General features: G+C 69.1%; 19 protein-coding genes. 1 reads left to right on the top strand and 18 read right to left on the bottom strand.

All coding sequences use genetic code 11. The features are described 5' to 3' along the window. Nucleotides 1-18: 18 nt before the first annotated feature. The 13 genes from ABIE21_RS01800 to ABIE21_RS01740 form a co-directional block, all read right to left on the bottom strand. Nucleotides 19-723, bottom strand: coding sequence for a tetratricopeptide repeat protein (locus ABIE21_RS01800; RefSeq protein WP_354023073.1), 705 nt, complete (start codon nucleotides 721-723; stop codon nucleotides 19-21). After that, nucleotides 720-1,802 (bottom strand): VWA domain-containing protein, encoded by a 1,083-nt coding sequence (locus ABIE21_RS01795; RefSeq protein WP_354023072.1) that lies wholly within the window; start codon nucleotides 1,800-1,802, stop codon nucleotides 720-722. Before ABIE21_RS01795 ends, ABIE21_RS01800 begins: the two co-directional genes overlap by 4 nt. Next, entirely contained in the window at nucleotides 1,799-2,776 is a 978-nt protein-coding gene (locus ABIE21_RS01790; RefSeq protein WP_354023071.1) for a vWA domain-containing protein, read from the bottom strand. The genes ABIE21_RS01795 and ABIE21_RS01790 overlap by 4 nt, the downstream gene beginning before the upstream one ends. Beyond that, nucleotides 2,767-3,234 carry a hypothetical protein gene (locus ABIE21_RS01785; RefSeq protein WP_354023070.1) on the bottom strand — a complete coding sequence of 156 codons (468 nt, stop codon included), beginning with the start codon at nucleotides 3,232-3,234 and terminating at the stop codon, nucleotides 2,767-2,769. Before ABIE21_RS01785 ends, ABIE21_RS01790 begins: the two co-directional genes overlap by 10 nt. After that, a complete protein-coding gene (locus ABIE21_RS01780) occupies nucleotides 3,221-4,105 on the bottom strand; it encodes a DUF58 domain-containing protein (protein WP_354023069.1) in 885 nt (294 codons plus the stop codon). The genes ABIE21_RS01785 and ABIE21_RS01780 overlap by 14 nt, the downstream gene beginning before the upstream one ends. Before the next feature lie 10 nt (nucleotides 4,106-4,115). Next, nucleotides 4,116-5,135, bottom strand: a complete 1,020-nt coding sequence (locus tag ABIE21_RS01775; protein WP_354023068.1) for an AAA family ATPase — start codon at nucleotides 5,133-5,135, stop codon at nucleotides 4,116-4,118. Beyond that, a complete protein-coding gene (locus ABIE21_RS01770) occupies nucleotides 5,132-6,904 on the bottom strand; it encodes a proline--tRNA ligase (protein WP_354023067.1) in 1,773 nt (590 codons plus the stop codon). The genes ABIE21_RS01775 and ABIE21_RS01770 overlap by 4 nt, the downstream gene beginning before the upstream one ends. A gap of 88 nt (nucleotides 6,905-6,992) precedes the next feature. After that, complete coding sequence (gene ispG, locus ABIE21_RS01765) at nucleotides 6,993-8,141, bottom strand: flavodoxin-dependent (E)-4-hydroxy-3-methylbut-2-enyl-diphosphate synthase (protein ID WP_354023066.1); 1,149 nt, start codon at nucleotides 8,139-8,141, stop codon at nucleotides 6,993-6,995. Between the two features lie 52 nt (nucleotides 8,142-8,193). Beyond that, the gene (locus ABIE21_RS01760) at nucleotides 8,194-9,537 is read right to left on the bottom strand and encodes a M50 family metallopeptidase (protein ID WP_354023065.1); all 1,344 of its coding nucleotides are present in this window, start codon (nucleotides 9,535-9,537) and stop codon (nucleotides 8,194-8,196) included. A gap of 52 nt (nucleotides 9,538-9,589) precedes the next feature. Next, nucleotides 9,590-10,672: a 1-deoxy-D-xylulose-5-phosphate reductoisomerase gene (gene dxr, locus ABIE21_RS01755; RefSeq protein ID WP_354023064.1), complete on the bottom strand. Its 1,083-nt coding sequence runs from the start codon at nucleotides 10,670-10,672 to the stop codon at nucleotides 9,590-9,592. Nucleotides 10,673-10,757: 85 nt separating this feature from the next. Continuing rightward, complete coding sequence (locus tag ABIE21_RS01750) at nucleotides 10,758-11,738, bottom strand: FKBP-type peptidyl-prolyl cis-trans isomerase (RefSeq protein ID WP_354023063.1); 981 nt, start codon at nucleotides 11,736-11,738, stop codon at nucleotides 10,758-10,760. A gap of 116 nt (nucleotides 11,739-11,854) precedes the next feature. Continuing rightward, nucleotides 11,855-12,859 carry a DUF2330 domain-containing protein gene (locus ABIE21_RS01745; protein ID WP_354023062.1) on the bottom strand — a complete coding sequence of 335 codons (1,005 nt, stop codon included), beginning with the start codon at nucleotides 12,857-12,859 and terminating at the stop codon, nucleotides 11,855-11,857. A gap of 50 nt (nucleotides 12,860-12,909) precedes the next feature. Further along, nucleotides 12,910-13,383: an OsmC family protein gene (locus tag ABIE21_RS01740; protein ID WP_354023061.1), complete on the bottom strand. Its 474-nt coding sequence runs from the start codon at nucleotides 13,381-13,383 to the stop codon at nucleotides 12,910-12,912. A gap of 60 nt (nucleotides 13,384-13,443) precedes the next feature. Here ABIE21_RS01740 and gabT point away from each other — a divergent pair, with 60 nt between their 5' ends. Further along, complete coding sequence (gene gabT / locus ABIE21_RS01735) at nucleotides 13,444-14,799, top strand: 4-aminobutyrate--2-oxoglutarate transaminase (protein ID WP_354023060.1); 1,356 nt, start codon at nucleotides 13,444-13,446, stop codon at nucleotides 14,797-14,799. 138 nt (nucleotides 14,800-14,937) lie between these two features. Here gabT and ABIE21_RS01730 read toward each other — a convergent pair whose 3' ends face one another. The 5 genes from ABIE21_RS01730 to ABIE21_RS01710 all read right to left on the bottom strand — a co-directional run bounded on the left by ABIE21_RS01730 (nucleotide 14,938) and on the right by ABIE21_RS01710 (nucleotide 22,344). Next, nucleotides 14,938-15,747 (bottom strand): ABC transporter permease, encoded by an 810-nt coding sequence (locus tag ABIE21_RS01730; RefSeq protein WP_354023059.1) that lies wholly within the window; start codon nucleotides 15,745-15,747, stop codon nucleotides 14,938-14,940. Next, complete coding sequence (locus ABIE21_RS01725) at nucleotides 15,744-16,661, bottom strand: ABC transporter permease (protein ID WP_354023058.1); 918 nt, start codon at nucleotides 16,659-16,661, stop codon at nucleotides 15,744-15,746. The genes ABIE21_RS01730 and ABIE21_RS01725 overlap by 4 nt, the downstream gene beginning before the upstream one ends. A 2-nt stretch (nucleotides 16,662-16,663) precedes the next feature. After that, nucleotides 16,664-17,860 carry an ABC transporter ATP-binding protein gene (locus ABIE21_RS01720; protein ID WP_354023057.1) on the bottom strand — a complete coding sequence of 399 codons (1,197 nt, stop codon included), beginning with the start codon at nucleotides 17,858-17,860 and terminating at the stop codon, nucleotides 16,664-16,666. A 25-nt stretch (nucleotides 17,861-17,885) separates the two neighbouring features. Further along, nucleotides 17,886-19,067 carry an ABC transporter substrate-binding protein gene (locus ABIE21_RS01715; protein WP_354024384.1) on the bottom strand — a complete coding sequence of 394 codons (1,182 nt, stop codon included), beginning with the start codon at nucleotides 19,065-19,067 and terminating at the stop codon, nucleotides 17,886-17,888. A 193-nt stretch (nucleotides 19,068-19,260) separates the two neighbouring features. Next, entirely contained in the window at nucleotides 19,261-22,344 is a 3,084-nt protein-coding gene (locus ABIE21_RS01710; RefSeq protein ID WP_354023056.1) for an FtsK/SpoIIIE domain-containing protein, read from the bottom strand. Between the last annotated feature and the right edge of the window lie 128 nt (nucleotides 22,345-22,472).

Raw genomic sequence — 22,472 nt, 5'->3', positions numbered from 1 at the left:
ATCACCGCCTACCACCCGTCACCACGGTTTCGCCGGCCGCCCCGTTTCCTGTGACTCTTCGCCGCGATCCGCGGCGTCCTGTGTCGCCTTGTCCTGCTCTCCGGCCTCGCTCTTCTGACCCAGCTCGTCGAGCTGCTCGTCGAGGCTCCCCGGCCCCTCGTCTTGCGACCCCTCTGCCGCGTCGCGCTGGCGCTCCGACTGCTCGATCTTGCCCTCGACGCGGGGTTCCGCCGCCTGCAGGTCTTCGCCGGAGGGTTCTGGCGGAACGCAGTCCTCGCCCTCGGAGATGACCTTGAGCGCGGTCTCGTAGAGCAGCACAGCCCCCTGCGGATAACCGTTGACCGCATAGATGTCGCCGAGCCGCTCCCAGCCGAGGGCGAGGTTGACGCGCACGTCGCACTGACGTTCGGCCGGGGCGAGCTCGAGCGCTCTCTCGAAGTCGTCGATCGCGTCGGTGTACTTCTCCTGCGCCGCGTACGCGTCGCCCCGGTTGAACCACGGGATGTACGGCTCGATGAGGGTCTCGTCGAGAAGCTCCGTCGACTTCTCGGCGCTCGACTCGAACCGTGCGGAGTCGAACAGGCTGAGCGCCGCGCCATTGGTGATCGATAGCCCCATCAACCGGGTCGCCACGTAGAGCAGGCCCAGCACCACCGGCAGCGACCAGAGAAGGTACTTCGTGCGACGCCGACGGCGTGTGCGGGTCTCGAGTTCCCGGGTCATGGCGCGCTCCGATCGCGATCGGGGTCGAGGTCACGGTCGCGACGGCGGGGCGTTCGCCCTCCCGCGCCGCGAGCCTCGACGAGGAGCCCGCCGAGCGCGAGGACCTCGTAGAGCGCGAAGAGCCCGAGTGCGATCGCGGGGATCCAGTACAGCTCGGTGCGCTCGCCGCGCACACCGTCGGTGACGGTCGAGGTTCCCGGCTCGAGCGGTGCGAGCAGCGCGTCGATGCCCGATCCCGCGTCGCGGTGCAGGTAGCCGACTCCGAGCTGCGCGGCGATGGCCTCGAGCCGCGCGTCGTCGATGCGCGATACGGCGTCGACCGGGTCGCCGTCCGAGTAGTCCTGGATGTAGGCGGTCGGCGCGTTGGGGTCGACGTATCCGCCGAACTCCCGCATGCGTCCCCCCTCGGGTGTTCCGTAGCCGAGCACCGCTCCCCCGCTGATCAGCGGGGCGAGCGCCTCGAAGGACCCTGGCTGGGTGGCCGCGGTCTGCTCGCCGTCGCCCAGGTAGAAGAGCACGCGTTGCTGGCCGGGGTCCTGATCGGCGGCGCCGCCGATGATCTCGGTCAGCAGCTCGACGGGTTCGTCGACGCTCGAGCCCTGCGAGTAGGCGGTGATCTCCTGGGTGAGCACCTCGGCGGCAGAGACGAGAGCCGAGGCATCCGACGTCAACGGGACCCGTTGCACGGCGTCGCCGTCGAAGGTGACCAGTGAGAAGCTCGCGCCGCGCAGGCGGTCGGCGATGGCCGCGATGTCGGCCTTGACGCCGGCGAGCCGCTGGGCCGCGTCGGGGTCTGCGCCCGCGTCACCCCAGTCTTCCGCGGCCATGCTGCTGGTCGTGTCGACGGCGATGTAGACCTCGAGTCCCCCGGCCGACGTCGAACGTGAGGCGGGGTCGGCGGGGATCATCGGGCGCACTGCGACGGAGACGAGCAGCAGGACCGCGACGATGCGCACGGCCCAGGCGAGGCGCGCGCGGGCGTCGGACGAGGTGGCGAGGCACCAGCCGCAGAAGGCGGCGAGGGCCGCCGCGAGAACGACGATGAGCCAGACGGGGGCCACGGGGTCGAGAGCGATCATCGGCGCAGCCTCCAGACGAGTCCGAAGAACCCGGCGAGTCCGACGAACGCGAGCAGCACCCCGAACGCCGGCTGGTCGACGAGCACGAGTTCGGGCTCGCCGGTCATCGACGCGGCCTGCTGGGCGGTGATGTCGTCGACGATGGAGGGGATGGTCGCCGGATCGTCGAGGGCGTAGTACGCGCCGCCGGTGCCGTCGACGACGGTGCGGAACTCGGTCGCGAGCTCGGCGAGGTAGGCCTTCGCCTCGGTGTCGCCCGGGTTGATGCCGTAGACGCGCACCCCGCGCGACCTGGCAAGCTCCCCCGCCTCGGGGAGGGTGAAGACCGGCTTCCCCGCGATCAGGTTGTCGGTTACGAGGATCACCGAGCGGCTGCGCTCCTGGTCGGGCGAGTCGAACCGCACGGCGCACGACGCGAGACCGTCGCCGACGAGCGACGAGCCGTTGCCGTACAGCGTTCCCCGGTAGTAGTCGCTGTCGGTGGAGTCGAACTGCTCGCGCAGCTCGGCCAGCTGTTTCGAGATGTAGTCGTAGTCGCTCGTGAGCGGGAAGCGGGTGACGGCCGAGGCGTTGAAGACGACGAGGGAGATGCGCTCCCCCGTGAACTGCTGCGCGAGCTCGCCGAAGACGTCGAGCACCTCTTTGTCGTAGTCGACCATCGAACCGGAGATATCGAGGCACAGCACGATGTCGCGGTTCTTGAGTTCAGGCTGTACGGATGCAACGGACGCGGGTCTCGCCGTGAGCGCGACGGCGCCGAACAGCACGAGCGCGAGGCTCGCCACTATCAGCACGAGCAGGCGGCGGTAGCGGCCGAGGGCGCGCGCATAGCCGGGCAGCGAGGTGAGACGGTCGCGATGGGCGATCGGCAGCGACACGGCGGCACGTTCGGCACGGCGGCGGCGCAGCAGCAGCGCCACGACGACGATTAGTGCTGCCCAGACGGGGATCGTCCACCAGAAGATCAGTTCCACGAGCGCACCAGCTCACTCGCGCGGGCGGTCGCATCGTCGATGCTGCCGGCGGTGGCACCGCTGAACGCGCCGGGGTACAGCCGCTCGACGGTGGCGGCGAGGTCGTGGTGCGGTGTGCGGCGCAGATCGTCGAGGGTCATGAACTGCGCACGCACGCCCTGCGCCTGCGCGGCGAAGGAGCGCACCAGGGCGCTCAGCTCGTGGTGCGCCTGGCTGTACGACACGTCGCCGTGGGCGTAGCGCCGCCCGACCTCGTCGATGCGTCCGAGATACGCGTCGCGCACGCTCGTGGTGAGCTCGGGAATGGAGCCGACGAACTCGACCGGGTCTGGCCGGCGGCGTGTGAGCAGCAGCACGAACAGGTACCAGCCGATCACGAGCGCGATGATCACGACGCCGATGATGAACCAGATCGGCGAGTACTGCACGGGCGGGAAGAAGGTCTCACCTCCTGGCATGGCGATGCACCTCCAGCAGGCGGAACAGCCCGGGCACGACGTCGCTCTCGGCGCTGACGCGTTGGCTGCTGACCGCGAAGCCGTCGAACACGTCTTCCGCCCGCGCCGAGCTCTCGGCCACCGCTGCGGCGAACTCGGCGCGCAGTGCCGGGTCGCCGCGCACGAAGGCGGGGATGGGGGCTGCGTCGTGCACGTCGTGCATGCCGGCGGAGCTCCACTCGGGCTTCATCAGGTCGGCGTCGCCGATGCGCAGCCACAGTACCTCGTGCTGCACGCACAGCCTGCGCACGAGCCGTTGCTCCGGCGCCCCGAGCTCGCGGTCGTCGGCTATCACGAAGACGATCATGCGCCGCCGGAACGCGCGCACGGCGTATTCGAGCTGACGCGTCAGGTCGCTCGCTCCGGCTGCGACGCTGGTGTTCGCGGCGATCTTCTGCAGCATGCGCTCCAGGTGCGCCTCGGTGGAGGCTGGCTCGACGAAAACCGTGTGGTCGGCGTCGCCGGCGACCATGGCCACGCGGTCGCCGTGCCGGATCGCGATGTACCCGATCGTGCCCGCCGCGAGAATGGCCAGGTCGCTCTTGGTGTCGCCCTTCTCGGCGAGAGCGGCCATGTTGCGGCCGGTGTCGGCGATCACGAGAACGGTGTGTTTGCGTGAGGCGATGAACCGCTTCGTCATCGGGGTGCGCAGCCGCGCCGTCGCCTTCCAGTCGATGTCGCGCACCTCGTCGCCCGGAACGTACGGCCGAAGGTCGTCGAACTCCATGCTGCGACCGTGGAAGATCGAGGTGTACTCCCCCTCGAGCAGTCCGCGCACCCTGCGGTGGGCGCGGATCGAGAGGGTCGTCTTGACGCGACGGAGGAGGCTCAAAGGCGCCGTCCTAGGGCGCCTGCACGGCGTCGAAGACCGCGTCGATGATCGTCTCGGGAACGATCTGGTCGGCGATCGCCTCGAAGTTCAGGATGATCCGGTGTCGCAGCACCACGTGACGGAGCGCCTTCACGTCGTCGGGGATCACGTGGTCGCGGCCGTTCAGCAGGGCGAGCGCGCGCGCCGCCTTGCTGAACGCGATGCTCGCGCGCGGACTCGCGCCGTACTCGATCGCTCCCGCGAGGTCGGCGCCGATGTACTGCTCGGCGTGACGGGTGACGTAGACCGCGGAGACGATGTAGTTCGTGATCGACTCGTCGAGGAACACGCGCTTTGTGACCGACTGGAGGAAGAGCACGTCGTCGATCGAGACGGTCGGCGGCGGGACATCCGTCGACTCGTCGGCCGCGTCGTAGACGCCGGCCTCGAGCCGCGCCAGGATCTCGATCTCCTCGGCGAACTGCGGGTAGTCGAGAACCTCCTTGAGCAGGAAGCGGTCGAGCTGCGCCTCGGGCAGGTGGTAGGTGCCCTCCTGCTCGATGGGGTTCTGGGTGGCGAGCACGAGGAACGGGTGCGGCAGCGCGAAGATCTCGCCGCCGATGGTGGTCTGCCGTTCCTGCATGGCCTCGAGCATCGCGCTCTGCGTCTTCGCGCTCGAGCGGTTGATCTCGTCGAGCAGCACGAAGTTCGCGTGCACCGGGCCGAGCTGGGTGGAGAACGTCGAGGTGGCGTAGTCGAAGACCTGGCTGCCGATGATGTCGCTCGGCAGCAGGTCGGGCGTGCACTGGATGCGCTTGAAACTGGCGCTCACGGCGTCGGCGAGGGCCTTCGCCGCCGTGGTCTTCGCCAGTCCGGGCACGCTCTCGAGCAGGATGTGGCCGCCCGTCATCAGGGCGATCATCAGGCTGGAGCGCAGACCGTCCTGGCCGACGACGGTGTGCTCGTACGATTCGGTGATCGTGGCGAGGATCGACCGGGCGCGGTCGAGCTCCTGCGGGGTGACCCGGGTGCTGCCCACGGCTACGGTCACTTCGACAGCACCTCCACGAGCTCGGCGACGGGGTACGGGGTGCGCTCGTTGGTGCGGCGGTCCCACAGCTCGACGTTGCCGTCGACGGCCCCGCGTCCGACGATGACGATCAGCGGCACGCCGAGCAGCTCGGCGTCGCCGAACTTCACGCCGGGCGAGACCTTGGGGCGGTCGTCGAAGAGCACGTCCTTGCCGCTGGTCTCCAGCGCGGAGACGAGCGCCTCTGCGGTCTCCCAGACGACGGGCTCCTTGCCTGCCGCGACGACGTGCACGTCGAACGGGCTCACGTTGGTCGGCCAGATGAGGCCCTTGCCGTCGTTGTTGCTCTCGGCGATGACGGCCATGATCCGGGTGATCCCGACCCCGTACGAGCCCATCGTGACGGTGACGAGCTTGCCGTTCTCGTCGAGCACCTTGAGACCCAGGGCCTCGGCGTACTTGCGTCCGAGCTGGAAGACGTGGCCGATCTCCATGCCGCGCGCGAGTTCGACCGGGCCGGAGCCGTCGGGTGCGGGATCGCCCGCGACGACCTCGGCCACCTGGGCGACGCCGTCGGCGGTGAAGTCGCGTCCGGCGACGAGTCCGAAGACGTGCCTGCCGTGCTCGTTCGCTCCGGTGATCCAGCCGGTGCCGTCGGAGACCCGGGGGTCGAGCAGGAAGCGGATGCCGGTGACCGATTCGAACTCGGTGCCGAGCACCGGTCCCTCGGCCGACCACGGGCCGATGTAGCCCTTGACCAGTCCGGGGTGCTTCGTGAAGTCCTCCTCGGTGGCTGCTTCGACGGCGGCGGGCGCGAAGGCGACCTCGGCACGCTTCATGTCGACCCCGCGGTCGCCGGGCAGGCCGACGATGACGAGTTCGCGGGTTCCGTCAAGGTTCGTGAGCGCCAGCACCACGTTCTTGAGAGTGTCGGCGGCGGTCCAGGCGCGGCCGTCGGGGCGTGGGTGCTTCTCGTTCGCGACGTCGACCAGGGTGGCGATGGTCGGGGTGTCCGGGGTGTCGAGCACCTCGGCCGGGGTCAGCTTCTCGTAGGAGCGCGGTTCGGCGGCGAGCGTCTCGAAGGCCTCCACGTTGGCCGCGTAGCCGCCGTCGGTGCGCACGAAGGTGTCCTCGCCGACCGGGGTCGGGTGCAGGAACTCCTCGGACCGGCTGCCGCCCATCGCTCCGGCGTCGGCCTTCACGATCACGTACTCGAGGCCGAGGCGGGTGAAGATGCGCTCGTAGGCGTCGCGCTGGGCCTGGTAGCTGACGTCGAGTCCGGCGTCGGTGTAGTCGAAGCTGTACGCGTCTTTCATCGTGAACTCGCGGCCGCGCAGCAGCCCCCCGCGTGAACGTGCCTCGTCGCGGTACTTGTCCTGGATCTGGTAGATCGACAGCGGCAGGTCTTTGTACGACGAGTACAGGTCTTTCACCAGCAGGGTGAAGACCTCTTCGTGGGTGGGGGCGAGCAGGTAGTCGGCGCCCTTGCGGTCGTGTAGGCGGAACAGGTTCTCGCCGTACTCGGTCCAGCGGCCCGTCGTCTCGTAGGGCTCGCGGGGCAGCAGCGCGGGGAAGTGCACTTCCTGGGCGCCGGCGGCCTCCATCTCCTCGCGCACGATCGCCTCGATCTTGCGCTTGACCTTGAGGCCGAGCGGCAGCCAGGCGTAGATACCTGGCGCCTGGCGGCGGATGTAGCCGGCGCGAACGAGCAGGCGGTGGCTGGTCACCTCCGCGTCGACGGGATCTTCACGGAGGGTGCGGACAAAGAGCTGCGAGAGACGAGTAGACACCCGGCGATTCTAGTTGAGCAACCTCGGTGTTCCCGGACCGCTCGGGGCTCGGGCGGCCACGGGGTCGAGCCGTTACGAGGTCGAGCCGTTACGGGGTGACGACGACCGGAGAGCCGGTGGCGCCGACGGGCATCTCGGCGGCGAGCCGGTTGGCCTCTTCGATCAGTGTTGCGACGATGTCGGCCTCCGGCACGGTCTTGATGACCTCGCCCTTGACGAAGATCTGGCCGCGGCCGTTGCCGCTCGCGACGCCGAGGTCGGCCTCACGGGCCTCACCGGGACCGTTGACGACGCAGCCCATGACGGCGACGCGCAGCGGCACGGTCATCTTCTCGAGCCCCTCGGTCACGTCGTTGGCGAGCTTGTACACGTCGACCTGGGCACGGCCGCAACTCGGGCAGGAGACGATCTCGAGCTTGCGCTCGCGCAGGCCGAGCGACTGCAGGATCTGGAGTCCGACCTTGACCTCCTGCGCGGGTGGCGCGGACAGCGAGACGCGGATGGTGTCGCCGATGCCCTCGCCGAGCAGCAGACCGAAGGCCGTCGCGCTCTTGATGGTGCCCTGGAACTCGGGGCCGGCCTCCGTGACGCCGAGGTGCAGCGGCCAGTCGCCCTGCTCGGCGAGCAGGCGGTAGGCCTTGACCATGGTCACCGGATCGTTGTGCTTGACCGAGATCTTGAAGTCGTGGAAGTCGTGCTCCTCGAACAGGCTCGCCTCCCACACGGCGCTCTCGACGAGCGCCTCGGGGGTGGCCTTGCCGTACTTCTGAAGCAGGCTCGGCTCGAGCGATCCGGCGTTGACGCCGATGCGGATCGAGACGCCCGCGGCCTTCGCCGCCGCGGCGATCTTGCCGACCTGGTCGTCGAACTTGCGGATGTTGCCGGGGTTGACGCGCACCGCGCCGACGCCGGCGTCGATGGCCGTGTAGACGTAGCGCGGCTGGAAGTGGATGTCGGCGATGATGGGCAGCTGGCTCTTCGCAGCGATGATGTGCAGCACGTCGGCGTCGTCCTGATGCGGAACGGCGACACGCACGATGTCGCAGCCGGTCGCGGTGAGCTCGGCGATCTGCTGCAGGGTGGCGTTGATGTTCGTCGTCTGCGTCGTCGTCATCGACTGCACGCTCACCTGGGACTCGCTGCCGACCCCGATCTTGCCGACCTTGATCTGGCGGGTCTTGCGGCGGGGAGTGAGGACGTTGGGAGCTTTGGGGAGTCCGAGGTTTATTGCAGGCACGCGTCGATTCTACTTTCGTAAGGTCACGGTTCGCTGGCGGCGTGAAGGACTGCTAGAGGATGCTGATCGGCTTGACGAGGTCGGCGTAGATGAGCAGGGCGCTCATGCTGCCGAGCAGCACTACGACGACGAGGGTCAGCGGCACGAGCTTTGCGATGTCGACTGGACCGGGATCCTTCCGGCCGAAGAGCTTCGCGAAGAACCGGCGGATGCCCTCCCAGAGCGCCCCGGCGACGTGGCCGCCGTCGAGCGGCATCAGCGGCACGAGGTTGAAGACGAACAGGGCGATGTTCAGCGAGGCGAGCAGGCCGACGAGGCTCGCAGCCTTGTCGGCGACGGCGATGGAGTCGAGGCTGGAGATCTCGCCGGCGAGACGGCCGACGCCGACGACGCTGATCGGGCCGTTCGGGTCTCGTTCCTCGGTGCCGAAGGCAGCGTTCACGACGTCGACGAGGCGCTCGGGCAGGTTGAGGATCATGTGGCCGACACGGCCGATGTTGTCGCCGACGGCGGGAAGCACGGCAGTGATCGGCTGCTGCACCGTCTCGAGGGCCGGTCCGATTCCGAGGAACCCGACCTCTTCGGTGACGGTATCGCCCGAGGCATCCGTCAGCACTTCGCTGTTCTCGTCGTAGACGTACCGCTCGGTCAGCAGCGGCACCGAGGTGAGGGTGACGTTCTCGCCGTCGCGTTCGACGACCATCGTGAGGTCGTCGCCCGCGGAGTCGCGGATGATCTGGGTGGCTTGGTCCCACGACGTGATCGGGGTGCCGTCGAGGCTGACGAACCGGTCGCCGGGCTTGAGACCCGCTGCGGCTCCCGGCGCCGTCGCGTCCCCGGCGGAGCACTCCGTGTCGTCGGCGGGGTCGGTCGAGCTGGACTGGCTGACGACGCACGCGGAGACGCTGCCGACGGTCGTCGAGGCCTGCGCGGCGCCGAAGCCCATCAGCAGGACCGCGTAGAGTACGATGCCGATCAGCAGGTTCATGGCCGGCCCGCCGAGCATGATGACGATGCGCTTCCAGACGGCGAGCTTGTAGAAGACGCGCTGCTCTTCGCCGACGATGACGCCCTCGGCGCTGGCGGTCCGGGCGTCTTGGACGAGCGTCTGGAAGAACCCGGTGCTGGAGGCGCGGGCCGAGCCGCCCTCCTTCTCGGGCGGGTACATGCCGGCCATCGAGATGTAGCCGCCCATGGGGATGGCCTTGAAGCCGTACTCGGTCTCGCCGATCTTGCGCGACCAGAGGGTCTTGCCGAAGCCGATCATGTACTGACCGACCTTGACGCCGAACAGTTTGGCGGGAACGAGGTGCCCGACCTCGTGCAGCCCGATGGAGACGACGAGGCCGACGACGACGATGATTATGCCCAGGAGATAGAGCAGCACGGATTCCACTGGCTAACAATAGCCTCGCGCGGCCATGGATCCGCTGAGCGCGGGCTGAATGCTAGGCGCGAGAGTCGAGCAGCGCGTCTGCGGTGCGCCGGGCCCACCGTTCGGCCTCGTAGACGCCCTCGAGCGAGTACTCCCCCGCCTCGTGCAGCTCGACCGCGCGCGTGACCGTGTCGAGGATGTCGAGGAAGCCGATGCGTCCGGCGTGGAAGGCGAGCACGGCCTGCTCGTTGGCGGCGTTGAAGACGGCGGGGAACGTGCCGCCGAGGCGGCCGACGGTCTTCGCGAGCTCGACAGCCGGGAAGACCTCGTCGTCGAGCGGCTCGAACGTCCAGGTGCTCGCGGTGGTCCAGTCCAGCGGCGTGCCGACGCCGGTGATGCGGTTCGGCCAGTCGAGGCCGAGCGAGATCGGAAGCTTCATGTTGGGCGGGCTGGCCTGCGCGATCGTCGATCCGTCGACGAACTCGACCATTGAGTGCACGATCGACTGCGGGTGCACGGTCACGTCGATGCGGTCGTACGGCACGTCGAAGAGCAGGTGCGCCTCGATGACCTCGAGGCCCTTGTTGACGAGGGTGGCGGAGTTGGTCGTGATGACGAGGCCCATGTCCCAGGTCGGATGCGCGAGCGCCTCACGCGGGGTGACGTTCGCGAGCGACTCGCGGCTGCGGCCGCGGAACGGACCGCCCGAGGCGGTGACGATGAGGCGGCGCACCTCGGCCGACGTGCCGGAGCGCAGCGCCTGCGCGATGGCGGAGTGCTCCGAGTCGACCGGCACGATCTGCCCGGGCTTCGCGAGCGCCTTGACGAGGCCGCCGCCCACGATGAGCGACTCCTTGTTGGCGAGGGCCAGTGTGGCGTCGGTCTCCAGAGTGGCCAGCGTCGGGCCGAGTCCTACCGACCCGGTGATTCCGTTGAGCACGACGTCGGCGCGTACGCCCCGCACGAGTGCGCTGGCCTCGTCGGCGCCCAGGGCGGTGTGCTCGACGCCGAAGGCCGCGGCCTGCTCGGCGAGCCGCTCCCGGTTACTGCCGGCGCCGAGGCCCACCAGCGTGAACTGTTCGGGGTTCTCGGCGATGACCTCGAGGGCCTGGACTCCGATCGACCCGGTCGAGCCGAGGACTATGACTGTGCGCACCGTGTCAGCCTAGCCGGGACGCCCGGACGCAGAGACGGGGACCGAGCGGCGTGCGCTCGATCCCCGTCGTGTGGTGCCCTGGTGCCTAGCCCTTGGTGGCGAGGATGTCGATCACGAAGACGAGCGTGTCGTCGGCGAGGATGCCGGCCTGCTCGTTGCCGCCCTGCGGGCCGTAGCCGAGGTCGGGCGGGATGACTGCGATGACCTGCGAGCCGACGGTCTGGCCGACGAGGGCCTGGCCGAAGCCGGAGACGACCTGGTCGGTGGGGAAGGTCGCGGGCTCGGCGCCCCAGCTCTGGTCGAACACCTCACCGGTGCGCCAGTTGATGCCCTGGTAGTTGACGGTGACCGAGTCGCCGTCGGCGACCTCTTTGCCGTCGCCCTTGATCGTGGTGGCGATCTGCAGTTCGGCGGGCGCGGTGCCGCCTGGAAGCGTGACGGTCGGGGTGCCCGTCTCGTCGTCGGCGACGCTCAGCTCGATGGCGGGGAAGCCTTCGGGGAGCTCCTGAGGCTCTCCGTCGGACTTCGGCAGCACTGTGGCCGGCTTCTCGGTCGAGATGAGGTCGGCGACCATGACGAGCGAGTCGTCCTTGGTCATGCCGAAGCTCTCGAGGTTCTCGGCGACGATTCCGTCGGCCGGCGAGAAGACTCCCACGACGCGGCTGCCCTCCGTGGAGCACTCCAGCGTCTTGGTGAAGCCCGCGATGAGGTTCTCGTCGAGTGTGAACGCGGCCGGCTCTTCCTTGTACTCGGTTCCGCCGCCCTCGATGGCCTCGCCGGTCGCGCCGTTGTAGATGGTGAACTCCATCGTGACGTCGTTGCCGGCCTGGGCGACGGCGCCGTCACCCTCGATGACCACCGAACGCTGGGTGGTGCTCGCGGTGAGCGGGTCCTTGATGTCGACGGTGGGCTTCGCGCCGAAGTCGCCGCTGACCTTGACGCTCTCAGACGCCTTGCCCGACTTGGTGGGCGTGCAGTCCGAACTGGCTTCTGGGGCGGCCGCAGAGCAGGCGGCGAGCGAGCCGACCAGTCCGAGTACGACCACGAGTGACAATGCTGTGCGCAATTCGCACCCTTCTTTTCGCTGTTTGCTGTGCCGTCCCGGTGCGGGGGCAGCAACCATTGTCCCGCACTCAAGCTGGGCGCAGGGTGGCAAGTCGGGCAGAGGTCGGCGACGGGCCCCTATCGCAGCCTGCTGCGGGCGATGATCGCGCCGAGAAGTCCGAGCAGTCCGAGCGCCCCCCACACCGCGAGAAGCGTTCCGAGGGGGAACCCGAGCAGTTGGATGGGACGGACGACCGAGACGGTGTGCTCGACGACGTCGTCGTTGGGCGAGAAGGTGAGTCCGATGTCGGTGGTGACCTGGGCGGCAGGGTTGTCGAAGCGCAGGTCGACGACGGTGAGATAGCTGCCGAGCGCGGCGAGCGGCTTCTCGGTCACGGGCCCCGCCCAGACGACGCGCTCGGCGGCGTTGAGCGGCGCGCTCGACGAGCCCGCCTGGACGACGTCGACGCGGTGGTCGCTGACGACGCTGAGACGCAGCGAACGTTGCTGGTCGGTCGCGCGCGTCAGTCCGATCGGGTAGACGAGCGACGTGGTGGGGAACGACACGTTGATGGGCTCGAGTCGGCCGTCGAGGTGGTCGTCGTTCGTGAGGGCGACGGCGACGAAGTACCAGCCCTTCGCGTTGTACTGCTCGAGCTGGGCCGACACCTCCGGCGTGAGCGCGAACCCGTGCTGGCCGAGCCAGGCTGCGAGGCCGGCGAGGTCGGAGGCGTCGAGCGCGGTGGCCTCGAGGCCGCCGATGCTCGTGCTGGCGAGGACTGTCGGCTCGGTGGTCGCCCGGGGGTCGACCATGTTCCCCCACCAGTCGTCGACCTGGTGCTCGCGCGGGGCGATCTGCTCGTCGAGCGCCTGGAACAGCTTCTGGTCGCCCGCGACGACCGTGGCGGGGCTGGGCGTCGGGATGATGAGGCCCGCGCTGGCGATGGCGGATTCGACGCCGAGCGACAGCTGGATGCTCTGGACACCGGCGGCGTAGCTGAGAATCGCGCTCTCGTCGGTGACGGAGACGGCCGCGCCAGGGGCCGGTGCGATCGCGCCGCAGGTGCAGGCGTTCGCGGGTGCGACGGCGGCGGTCGCCGCGAGCAGAACGCTCGCCGCCGCCACTGCCCACAATCGCCTCATTTTTCAATCGTGTCACAGTGCGGGGCGTCGGTCGTGCACCGGCCGCCCTATCAGGCGGGGACGAGTACGATCTCCGGCTCGTGGAGCACGGGGAAGTTCATCGACGCGGCGATGAAGCACTTCGTGCTGGCCTCGCGGTGCAGTGCGCGCGCGAGGTCGACGTCTCCCGATGAGATCGTCACCCGCGGGCGCAGGGTGACCGTCGTGAAGTGCCCGCCGCCGTCTGCCGTCTGCACCATCGTCCCCGTGGCGGCATCCGTGTACTCGGTCACGACGACGCCGTTGCTCGCGGCCACGTGCAGGTAGCTCAGCAGGTGGCACTCGCTCAGCGCGGCGAGCAGCAGCTCCTCCGGATTCCAGCGCTCGGCGTTGCCGTGGAAGACCCGGTCGCTCGATCCCTCGATGGAGTGCTTGCCGGCCGCCGTGATCACCGTCTCGCGACCGTAGGCCTTGTAGGCGCTCGTGCCGGTTCCGCGGTTGCCGACCCACTCGATGGCCGTCGTGTAGTGGTGTTCGAGATTCATGTTCTCCTTAGCCGGGTGCTCCCGGTTGCACGGTGTCGAGAGGGTAAACTTCACTCCATCATGACTGACTTGCTGACATCCTCCACGACCCCGTCCGCTTCTACCGTCGCTCAGGAGCGACGAGTGGTCACCGCGGTACCTGGTCCGAAGTCGCAGGAGCTGCACCAGCGCCGCCTCGCGGTGGTGCCTCCCGGCGTCTCGTCGGCACTTCCGGTCTACATCGAACGCGCTCACGGCGCCATCATCGTCGACGTCGACGGCAACCAGTTCATCGACCTGGGCGCGGGAATCGGCGTGACCACCATCGGCCACACGAACGACGCCGTCGTCGAGGCGGCGACGCGTCAGCTGCGGGACTTCACCCACACGCTGTTCACCGTCACGCCGTACGAGAGCTACGTGCGCGTCGCGGAGCTACTCGCGCAGCACACGCCGGGAGATCACGCCAAGCGCACCGTGCTGGTGAACTCCGGAGCGGAGGCCGTGGAGAACGGCGTCAAGATCGCCCGCAAGCACACCGGCCGCAACGGCATCGCCGTGCTCGAGCACGCGTACCACGGCCGCACCAACCTGACGATGGCGATGAACTTCAAGGCGGCGCCCTACAGCACCGGCTTCGGTCCGTTCGCGGGCGACGTGTACCGTGCGCCCAGCTCGTACCCGTTCCACGACGGACTCAGCGGGGCGGATGCCGCGGTGAACACCATCTCCTACCTCGAGAAGACCGTGGGAGCGGCCGACCTCGCGTGCCTCGTCGTCGAGCCGATCCAGGGCGAGGGCGGCTTCATGGTGCCCGCCGACGGCTACCTTCCCGCGTTGCAGGAGTGGTGCACGGCGAACGGCATCGTCTTCATCGCCGACGAGATCCAGAGCGGCATGGGCCGCACCGGCAAGTACTGGGCGAGCGAGCACCTCGGCCTCGTGCCCGACATGATCCTCTCGGCGAAGGGCATCGCGGGCGGCCTGCCGCTCGCCGGGGTCACCGGTCGCGCGGAGATCATGGACTCCGCCCAGCCCGGCGGACTCGGCGGCACCTTCGGAGGCAACCCCGTCTCGGCGGCCGCGGCCATCGCGGTGTTCGAGCAGATCGAGTCGAACGACCTGCTCGCAGAGGGTGTGCGCATCGGCAACACGCTGACCACCGCCCTGCTCGAACTGCAGGAGAAATACCCCGTGATCGGCGATGTGCGCGGAATCGGCGCGATGATCGCGATCGAGCTGGTGCAGCCGGGAACGCGCGACCCGAACCCGGCCGCCGTCGCCGCGCTCGCCAGTCACGCGGCGCAGAACGGCGTTCTGGTGCTGACAGCGGGCACCTACGGCAACGTGCTTCGTTTCCTGCCCAGCCTGGCCATCAGCGACGAGCTGCTGCTCGAGGCGGTCGGCGTGCTCGACGAGGGCTTCGCCGGGCTCTGAGCCCGCCGAAGCGCGCCGGTCGCTGAGCCCGTCGAAGCAGCCGGTCGCTGAGCCCGTCGAAGCAGCCGGTCGCTGAGCCCGTCGAAGCAGCCGGTCGCTGAGCCTGTCGAAGCGCCCGTCGACAGCCTCCGCTAACGATCAGCCCTGCCGCGCCAGCCGCTTGCGCCTGGCGGCCGCAGACACCTGCGACGTCACGACGAACACGATCGCGATGATGAAGACGGCTGACGCGATCACGTTGGCCTCGGCCGGTATCCCCCGCGCTGCGGCGGTGTAGACGTACTTCGGGAACGTCACGAACGACCCCGAGTTGAAGTTCGTGATGATGAAGTCGTCGAAGCTGAGCGCGAAGCTCAGCAGGGCCGCGGCGACGATGCCGGGCAGCAGCAGCGGGAAGGTGACACGCAGGAACACCTGGGCCGGAGACGCGTAGAGGTCGCGGCCCGCCTCCTCGAGCGCCGGATCGAGGCTCGCCACCCTCGCACGCACCGTGACCACGACGAAGCTGATGCAGAACATCGTGTGCGCGAGGATGACCGTGCCGATCCCCTTCTGCACGCCGGCCGTGAGGAATTCGGCGGCGAGCCCGGCGCCGAGCACGACCTCGGGGGTGGCCATCGGCAGGAAGAGCAGCAGCGTGGTCGAGTTGCGGAACGGGAAGCGGAACCGCACGAGGGCGATGGCGATCATCGTGCCGAGCGTCGTGGCGATCAGAGTGGCGGCGACGCCGACCAGCACGCTGTTGCCGAACGCCTCGCACACACCCTGCGACTCGCAGACGCTGGTCCAGTTGTCGAGGGTGAACCCGCGCCAGACGATGTTCGAGCGGCGCGAGTCGTTGAACGAGAAGACGATCGTGTAGACGATCGGCACGAGGAGGAAGGCGAAGGCGAGCACGGAGTAGATCCACAGCGCGTAGCGCCCGAACCAGCGGGAGAAGGAGTTCACAGCAGATCATCCGTTCCACTACGCACCACGTAGACGCTGACCGGGATCAGTATCGCCACCATCAGGATCAGCGACAGCGCCGCGGCGGCCGGATAGTTCTGCAGCACCAGGAAGTTGGCCTCGATGACGTTTCCGATCATGGCGGTGTCGGTGCTTCCGAGGAAGTCCCGGCTCGCGTTGATGTAGTCGCCGGCCGCGGGGATGAAGGTGAGCAGGGCGCCGGAGATGATGCCGGGGGCCGCCAGCGGCACGGTGACACGGAGGAAGGTCGACGCGGGGCTCGCGTAGAGGTCGCCCCCGGCCTCGACGTAGCGCAGATCGAGACGCTCGAGCGAGGCGTAGATCGGCAGCGTCATAAACGGGATGAAGTTGTAGGTGAGACCGAAGATCACCGAGAAGGCGGTGCCGGTGACGTGGGCGCCCGGCGGCAGCAGTTGCAGGCCGTGCAGGCTGGAGACCAGCCAGCTCTCGTCGGATAGCAGCTGCTTCCACGCCAGCGTGCGCAGCAGGAAGCTGATGAAGAACGGTGCGATGACGAGGGTGAGTGCGAGGGCCTGCAGCAGCGGGAACCGGCGCAGTTTCACTCCGATGAAGTAGGCGAGGGGGAAGCTGAACAGCAGCGCGGCGACGGTCGCGGTGGCGGCGAACACGAACGACCGGACGATGTGCGGCCCGTAGGTGCCGATGACGGTGGTGTAGTTCTCCCACTTGAACGCCGTCTGATACTGCCCGATGTCGCCGAACTCGACCGGCGCCTGGAACGACGTGATGACGAGCGACAGCAGCGGCGCGAGGAAGAACAGGGCCAGGTACAGGATGCCGGGGAGCAGCAACCAGAGTGCGACCCTGCTGCGTCGGCGTACGACGGGTTCGGCCGGCGCCGTGGCCGTGCTGGCGAATGCTCCGAAGGCCATTCCTAGGCCTCTTCCAACTCCGCCTCGAGCTTCTCGCGCTTCTGCAGCGCGAGAGAGTGCGTGTCGGTGTCGGCCGCGAAGCGCGGTGCGTCTGCCGGGTCGTCGGCGAGCCCGAAGCCGTGGTCGGTGTTCCAGGTCAGCCACACTTCGGCGCCGAGAGACACGACCGGGCCGAAGACCATGTTCTGCGCGAAGACCACCATCGAGCCGAGGCCGGGCACCGCGACCTGGTACTGGGTGCTGACGCCGCTGAACGAGACGTCGGTGACGCGACCCGGTCCGACGACGTTTATGTCTGGCTGCTCCTCGGGGGCGCTCGTGTGCAGCATGAGCTTCTCGGGCCGCACTCCCACGGTCACGTCGCCCGCGTGGCGTTGAGCCCGCTCGGTCGGGATCTCGATCCTGCGCCCCGCGACGTCGACGACGATCGATGTCGAGGTGGACGTGACGACCGGCCCGGTGAAGAGGTTCGACTGACCGAGGAAGTTCGCGACGAACGCGGTTCTCGGAAGCTCGTAGAGCTCCTCGGGCGCGCCCATCTGCTCGATCTGCCCCTTGTTCATCACGGCGACCGTGTCGGCCATGGTCATGGCCTCCTCCTGGTCGTGGGTGACGTGCAGGAAGGTGAGGCCGACATCCTGCTGGATCGTCTTCAGCTCGATCTGCATCTGCCGGCGCAGCTTCAGGTCGAGCGCGCCGAGCGGCTCGTCGAGCAGGAGCAGCGCGGGCCGGTTGACCACCGCGCGGGCGAGGGCGACGCGCTGCTGCTGGCCACCCGAGAGCTGCTGCGGCTTTCGCTGCGCGAGGTGGTCGAGCTCGACGAGTCTCAGGGCCTCATGGGCCTTGGCCGTGGCATCCGCGATCCTGCGTCTCTTCAGCCCGAACGCGACGTTCTCGAGAACGCTCATGTGCGGGAAGAGTGCATAGCTCTGAAAGACGGTGTTGACCGGCCGTTGGAACGACTTGGTCGTCGTGACGTCCTTTCCGCCGATGAGGATGCGCCCCGCCGTCGCCTCCTCGAGCCCGGCGACCAGGCGCAGCGTCGTCGTCTTGCCGCAGCCGCTCGGGCCGAGCAGGGCGAAGAACGAGCCGGCGGGGATGGTGAGATTCAGGTCCTCGATCGCCGTGAACCCGGGGAATCTCTTGGTGATGCCGACGAGTTCGAGGTCTGCGCCCGACTCGGCGAATGATCCTGCCATGTGTCGTTCTCCCTAAGACCGATGGTCAGACGCCGAGCAGGACGCTCTGGAACTCGGCACCGTACTTCTGCTCCTGCTCGGAGGTGAGCGTGCGGAACGCCTTCACGGTCGCGAGGGTCTCTTCGTCTGGGAAGATGAGCTGGTTCTCGGCGAGCTCGGGGTCGATGGCCTGCATCGCCTCCTTCGCGCCGGCGACCGGCGTGATGAAGTTGACCCACGCGGCGACCTCTGCCGCCACCTCGGGCTCGTAGTAGTAGTTCATGAGGGTCTCGGCATTGGTCTTGCGCGACGAGCCGATGGGCACGACGAAGTTGTCGTTCCAGATGGTGCCGCCGCCCTCGGGAATCATGAACTCCCACTTGTCGCCGGCTTCGGCGTTGATGACGGTGATGTCGCCCGACCAGACGATCGCGGCGAGGGTGTCCTCGTTGGTGAGGTCCTCGAGGTAGGAGTTGCCCTTCACGTTACGGATCTGGCCCGACTCCACATGGGTGCGGAAGATCTCGACGGCCCGGCTGAACTCCTCGTCGCTGAAGTCGCCGGAGATGTCGATGCCCTCTTGGAGCATGATGAGGCCGATCGTGTCGCGCATCTCGGAGAGCACGCCGACCCGGCCTTTGAGCTCGGGGTTCCACAGGTCGTTCACGCTCGTGAGGCCGTCGGGCAGCTTCTCCTTGTTCCAGCAGATGCCGGCGAAACCGCCCTGCCACGGCAGCGAGTTGGCGCGACCGGGGTCGAAGTCGGGCTCCTGCAGGGTGGGCAGGAGGTTCGAGATGTTCGGGATGTTGGCGTGGTCGAGCTCTTGCGTGTAGCCGAACTTGATCCAGCGGCCGGCCATCCAGTCGGTGAGGCAGACGGTGTCTGCGCCGATGTCCTGACCGAGGGCGAGCTGGTCTTTGACCTTGCCGTAGTAGGAGTTGTTGTCGTCGACGTCGATCATGTACTTGACCGAGATGCCAGTCTCCTGCTCGAACCGCTCGAGCGTCGGGTAGCTGCCGTCGTCGGCCTCGTCGATGTATGCGGCCCAGTTCGCCCAGTTGAGGCTCTTGTCGCTGTCGGACTCGTCGGGCGCCGCGGTGGGCTTCGCCGCCCCTCCCGTGCTGCACGCCGCGAGCGCGAGAGTCGCGGCGGCGGCACCGCCGGTGGAGAGCAGCGCGCGACGCGAGACCTGAGACTGCCTGGCCTGCTGCACGAGGCGCCGGATCATCGGGTCTTCGGGAAGGGCTCGGTTCACGGGGACTCCTCTTGCGCGCTGGGCGTTGGGCGAATGTGCCGGTGGAATTACGTGAGTCGATACTTGCATAGAGCACGGTCGACGGCCATAAAAAAACAACTGAATGCTCGACCTTGTAACAAGAATTTCACGAAATCAGCACAACTGCGGGGCATTTGGTGCGGAATCAATGGTGAGGCAGGATTCCGCGAACGACGCCGTCCTCGGCGGCGACGACCCAGAACACGTCGCCGTCTGGTGCGAGCGGCGGCGGGAGCGCACGGGATCGCGTCACGGCGCGGAACTCGCCGACGGTGCAGTGATCGACGACGACCGTGTGCGTCGACCGCAGTGCGGCCAGCGCTCCCCACTGCGCCTGCCATGCCTCAACGTCGCCCACGATCACCTCGGGGCGCGCGCCGACGGAGACGGTGATCTGGGCGGGCGCCGGGTCGGGCGTCGCGCCGGGCGCGCCTCCGATGAGTGTTATCGCGGCGGGGGCGAGTGAGGGGAACGCGCGCCGCAGACGGTCGACGAAGGGGCCCGGCCGGTTCGAGACCACGGCGAGCGGCCGAGCGAGGTCGATGGTGCTGCGCCGTGACAGCTCGTGCTTCGCGTGCCGCGCACGGTGGGTCTCTCCCGGATCCGCCGCCGCGACCTGCAGCCGCAGCCCGAGCCAGCGACCACCGCCGGGCGGCATCCGCTCGATGTAGTCCTGGCTGTCCCCGCCGGCGAGCACGTGCTCCTGACGGCTGGGCAGACGCAGCAGCAGGCGGCTGCCGCAGAGGGCGGCGATCGGATGCAGGGCGGCTGTGAGGCGCTGCGCCGAGACGACGAAACGGATGCCTCGGGCCGGTCCCTCACGGAGGCACTGAGTCAGCATGTCGACGACGGCGCTCTCGTGGTCCTCTCCGCACCGGGCGACGACGACGTCGAGGTCGTCGAGCAGCACGACCCGGTCGGGCGGCGCCTCGGACGGGCGCTCCGGCAGAGCGGCGGCGGGTGTTCGGATCTCGGCGAGCAGCGCGGCGAGGGCGTCCCACGAGCCCTCCACGTGCTGCGGCACCCGTTCGACGCCTCCGTCGGCACCGGCCGCGATCGAGGCGAGCAGGGTGGACTTGCCCGAACCGGCGCCGCCGAGCACCAGCAGGCTGCCGTGCTCCGTCGGCCGGTAGAGGGCGACCGGCTGGGACTGGTTCGCGGGATCGTCGAGCAGCCCGAACGGGATGGCGTCGGCGGAGACGCCTGGCTCCGTGGCGGCGGCCACGGCTCTGAGCCGTGAGCGATCGATCGATGGCGGCAGCGGGTCGAGCCACGGTCGGTGCGGGCGAGTCACGTCATGCGTCCACAGAGCGGCCACCGCCTCGATGTCGGAGGGCAGCACGAGCGGGAACTGGGCGAGGACGGGCTCGTCACCGTCGGAGGAGATCAGCGCCCGCCCCCGCGGCGACAGCGGGAGCGCCGCCGCGCCGTCGGTGCCGATGACGGCGGTGCTGTCTGTCCGGTTGTTGACGCGGAGCGAGATGCGGATGGCGCTGTTGGCGAGCACCGCGTCCCTGATCACGCCCGCTGGTCGCTGGGTGCACAGGATCAGGTGCACGCCGAGCGATCTGCCGCGGGCAGCGATGTCGCCGAAGAGGCCGTGCAGGTCGGGGAATCCGGACACCATGGCCGCGAACTCGTCGACGACGATGACCAGTCGCGGCAGCCGCCCGGCCGATCTGAGGCGCCCGGACGCGCCCTCCGCGTCTGCCGACGCGGACCGGCCGCTCGCTCCTGCCGACGCGGTGGGCACGTCTACCGACTCGGTCAGGTCGTCGATCGATTTCGCGCCGGCCTCGGCGAGGTGTCGTTCGCGCCGACGCAGCTCGGCGGCGAGACTCTGCAGGGCGCGCCCGGCAGACGCCTCGTCGAGGTCGGTGAGCACGCCGACGCAGTGCGGGAGGGCCGCGAGGCTGGCGAACGCCGATCCGCCTTTGAAGTCGACCAGGAGCACGCTCGCGTCACGCGGCGAATGCGACCGCGCCAGCGCGAGCACCCACGCGGTGAGCAGCTCGCTCTTGCCGCTGCCGGTGGTTCCGCCGACGACGGCGTGCGGCCCGTGCTCCACCAGGTCGATGGTGACGGGACCGTCGGCCGCGACCGCGACGGTGCAGGCTAGTCCGCGGCGGGGCGCGTCCGGCCGGCCCTGCCCGCCCGCCAGGTCTTGCTGGCCGCGCTCCCCCGGTCGGCGGTCGACACAGTCGGCGAAGCTCACGGCGTCGACGAGCCCCGCGGCAGCCACGAGCCCCTCCCGCGCCGCGTGCACGGAGAACCGCCGCGCCACCGCGGCCGCCTGCTCTCTCGAGGTGAGCTCGACGGCGACAGGGACGAGGAACGACGGGTCGGGGTGCTGCTCGATCCTCCCCCGTGTGCCGTCCACCCGCACGACGATCCGGGCGGCGCGGGGCAGGTCGTCGCGGCCGGGCGCGACGGCGACGACGAGTTGCCCCGACGGGCCGATCACCCGCACGACCGAGGCCGTGTTCGTGCCCGTGCCCGTGCCTGGCACCGCTCCCGTGCTTGTTCCCGTGCTCGTGCCCGCACCCGCGTCTGCGCCTCGGGAGGTCGCAATGCCGCCCGCCGAGTCGACGTCGCCCCGACCGTGGGGTGCCTCGTCGAGCCACGCCCAGTCGGGCGTCGCCGTGCTCCCGCTCACGCGGTGCGACGCCGGCGGGAGCGTCGCGAGCACCTGCACGAGCGCCGACCGCGCGGCAGCGGCGCACGCCGCCGGCGCACCGACGAAGCCGAGACCGAGTCGGGCGTCGACGACGAGCGGTGCGTCGCTCACGGTGCGTGCCCGCGCCGCCAGTTCGCGCAGCGCGTCGTTGTGGTCGCCGACCGTGCGGGACGGGGCCGGCATCCCGTCGAGCACGACGCCGCTGGGGCGGTCGCCCCGCCCGACACTCACCGCGACGACCTCGTCGAGGCCGCCGAGCCACTGCTCCGACTCGTTCCAGCCGCCGTCGATCAGGCGCCCCGCCGACGGGGCGGAAGCGGCGAGCATGGCGCGCTCCCGGTCGTGGGCGCCGACGACGTCTGCTCGGGCTGCCGCCGTCTCCGCGGCGAACCGCTGCTTCTCGCGCCGGGACGTGCGCCGCGACTGTAGGCGCGCATCCGCGAGGCTCGCGATCGCGACCGCGGGCCCGAGTGCGGCGAAGACGAGGGCGAACACCGACGAGGTGATGAGCCACAGGGCGACGCTCACCGCCACGGGTGCGATCGTAGCCATCAGGGGAAAGCTGAATGGCGCCGCGGCCGCGGGCGGAACGGGCGCGGCGACGTGTTCGGTAGCTGTCTGCACGCTTCAAGCAGAACACCAGCCCGCCACGGGCCGACGGCGTCCGTCGAGAGTCGTGG

Origin of the sequence: Conyzicola nivalis, from assembly GCF_040548875.1 — a bacterium.
GTDB classification, from domain to species: domain Bacteria; phylum Actinomycetota; class Actinomycetes; order Actinomycetales; family Microbacteriaceae; genus Conyzicola; species Conyzicola nivalis_A.
Note: the sequence above shows the minus strand (reverse complement) of the source record. Positions and strands in the feature narration are given on the sequence as shown.

Excerpts from the sequence above, each read along its gene's own strand:
- ABIE21_RS01720 (WP_354023057.1), bottom strand. The coding sequence starts at position 17,860 with ATGGCAGGATCATTCGCCGAGTCGGGCGCAGACCTCGAACTCGTCGGC.
- ABIE21_RS01800 (WP_354023073.1), bottom strand. The coding sequence starts at position 723 with ATGACCCGGGAACTCGAGACCCGCACACGCCGTCGGCGTCGCACGAAG.
- gabT (WP_354023060.1), top strand. The coding sequence starts at position 13,444 with ATGACTGACTTGCTGACATCCTCCACGACCCCGTCCGCTTCTACCGTC.
- ABIE21_RS01725 (WP_354023058.1), bottom strand. The coding sequence starts at position 16,661 with ATGGCCTTCGGAGCATTCGCCAGCACGGCCACGGCGCCGGCCGAACCC.
- ABIE21_RS01795 (WP_354023072.1), bottom strand. The coding sequence starts at position 1,802 with ATGATCGCTCTCGACCCCGTGGCCCCCGTCTGGCTCATCGTCGTTCTC.
- ABIE21_RS01715 (WP_354024384.1), bottom strand. The coding sequence starts at position 19,067 with ATGATCCGGCGCCTCGTGCAGCAGGCCAGGCAGTCTCAGGTCTCGCGT.
- ABIE21_RS01745 (WP_354023062.1), bottom strand. The coding sequence starts at position 12,859 with ATGAGGCGATTGTGGGCAGTGGCGGCGGCGAGCGTTCTGCTCGCGGCG.
- ABIE21_RS01785 (WP_354023070.1), bottom strand. The coding sequence starts at position 3,234 with ATGCCAGGAGGTGAGACCTTCTTCCCGCCCGTGCAGTACTCGCCGATC.
- ABIE21_RS01740 (WP_354023061.1), bottom strand. The coding sequence starts at position 13,383 with ATGAATCTCGAACACCACTACACGACGGCCATCGAGTGGGTCGGCAAC.
- ABIE21_RS01710 (WP_354023056.1), bottom strand. The coding sequence starts at position 22,344 with ATGGCTACGATCGCACCCGTGGCGGTGAGCGTCGCCCTGTGGCTCATC.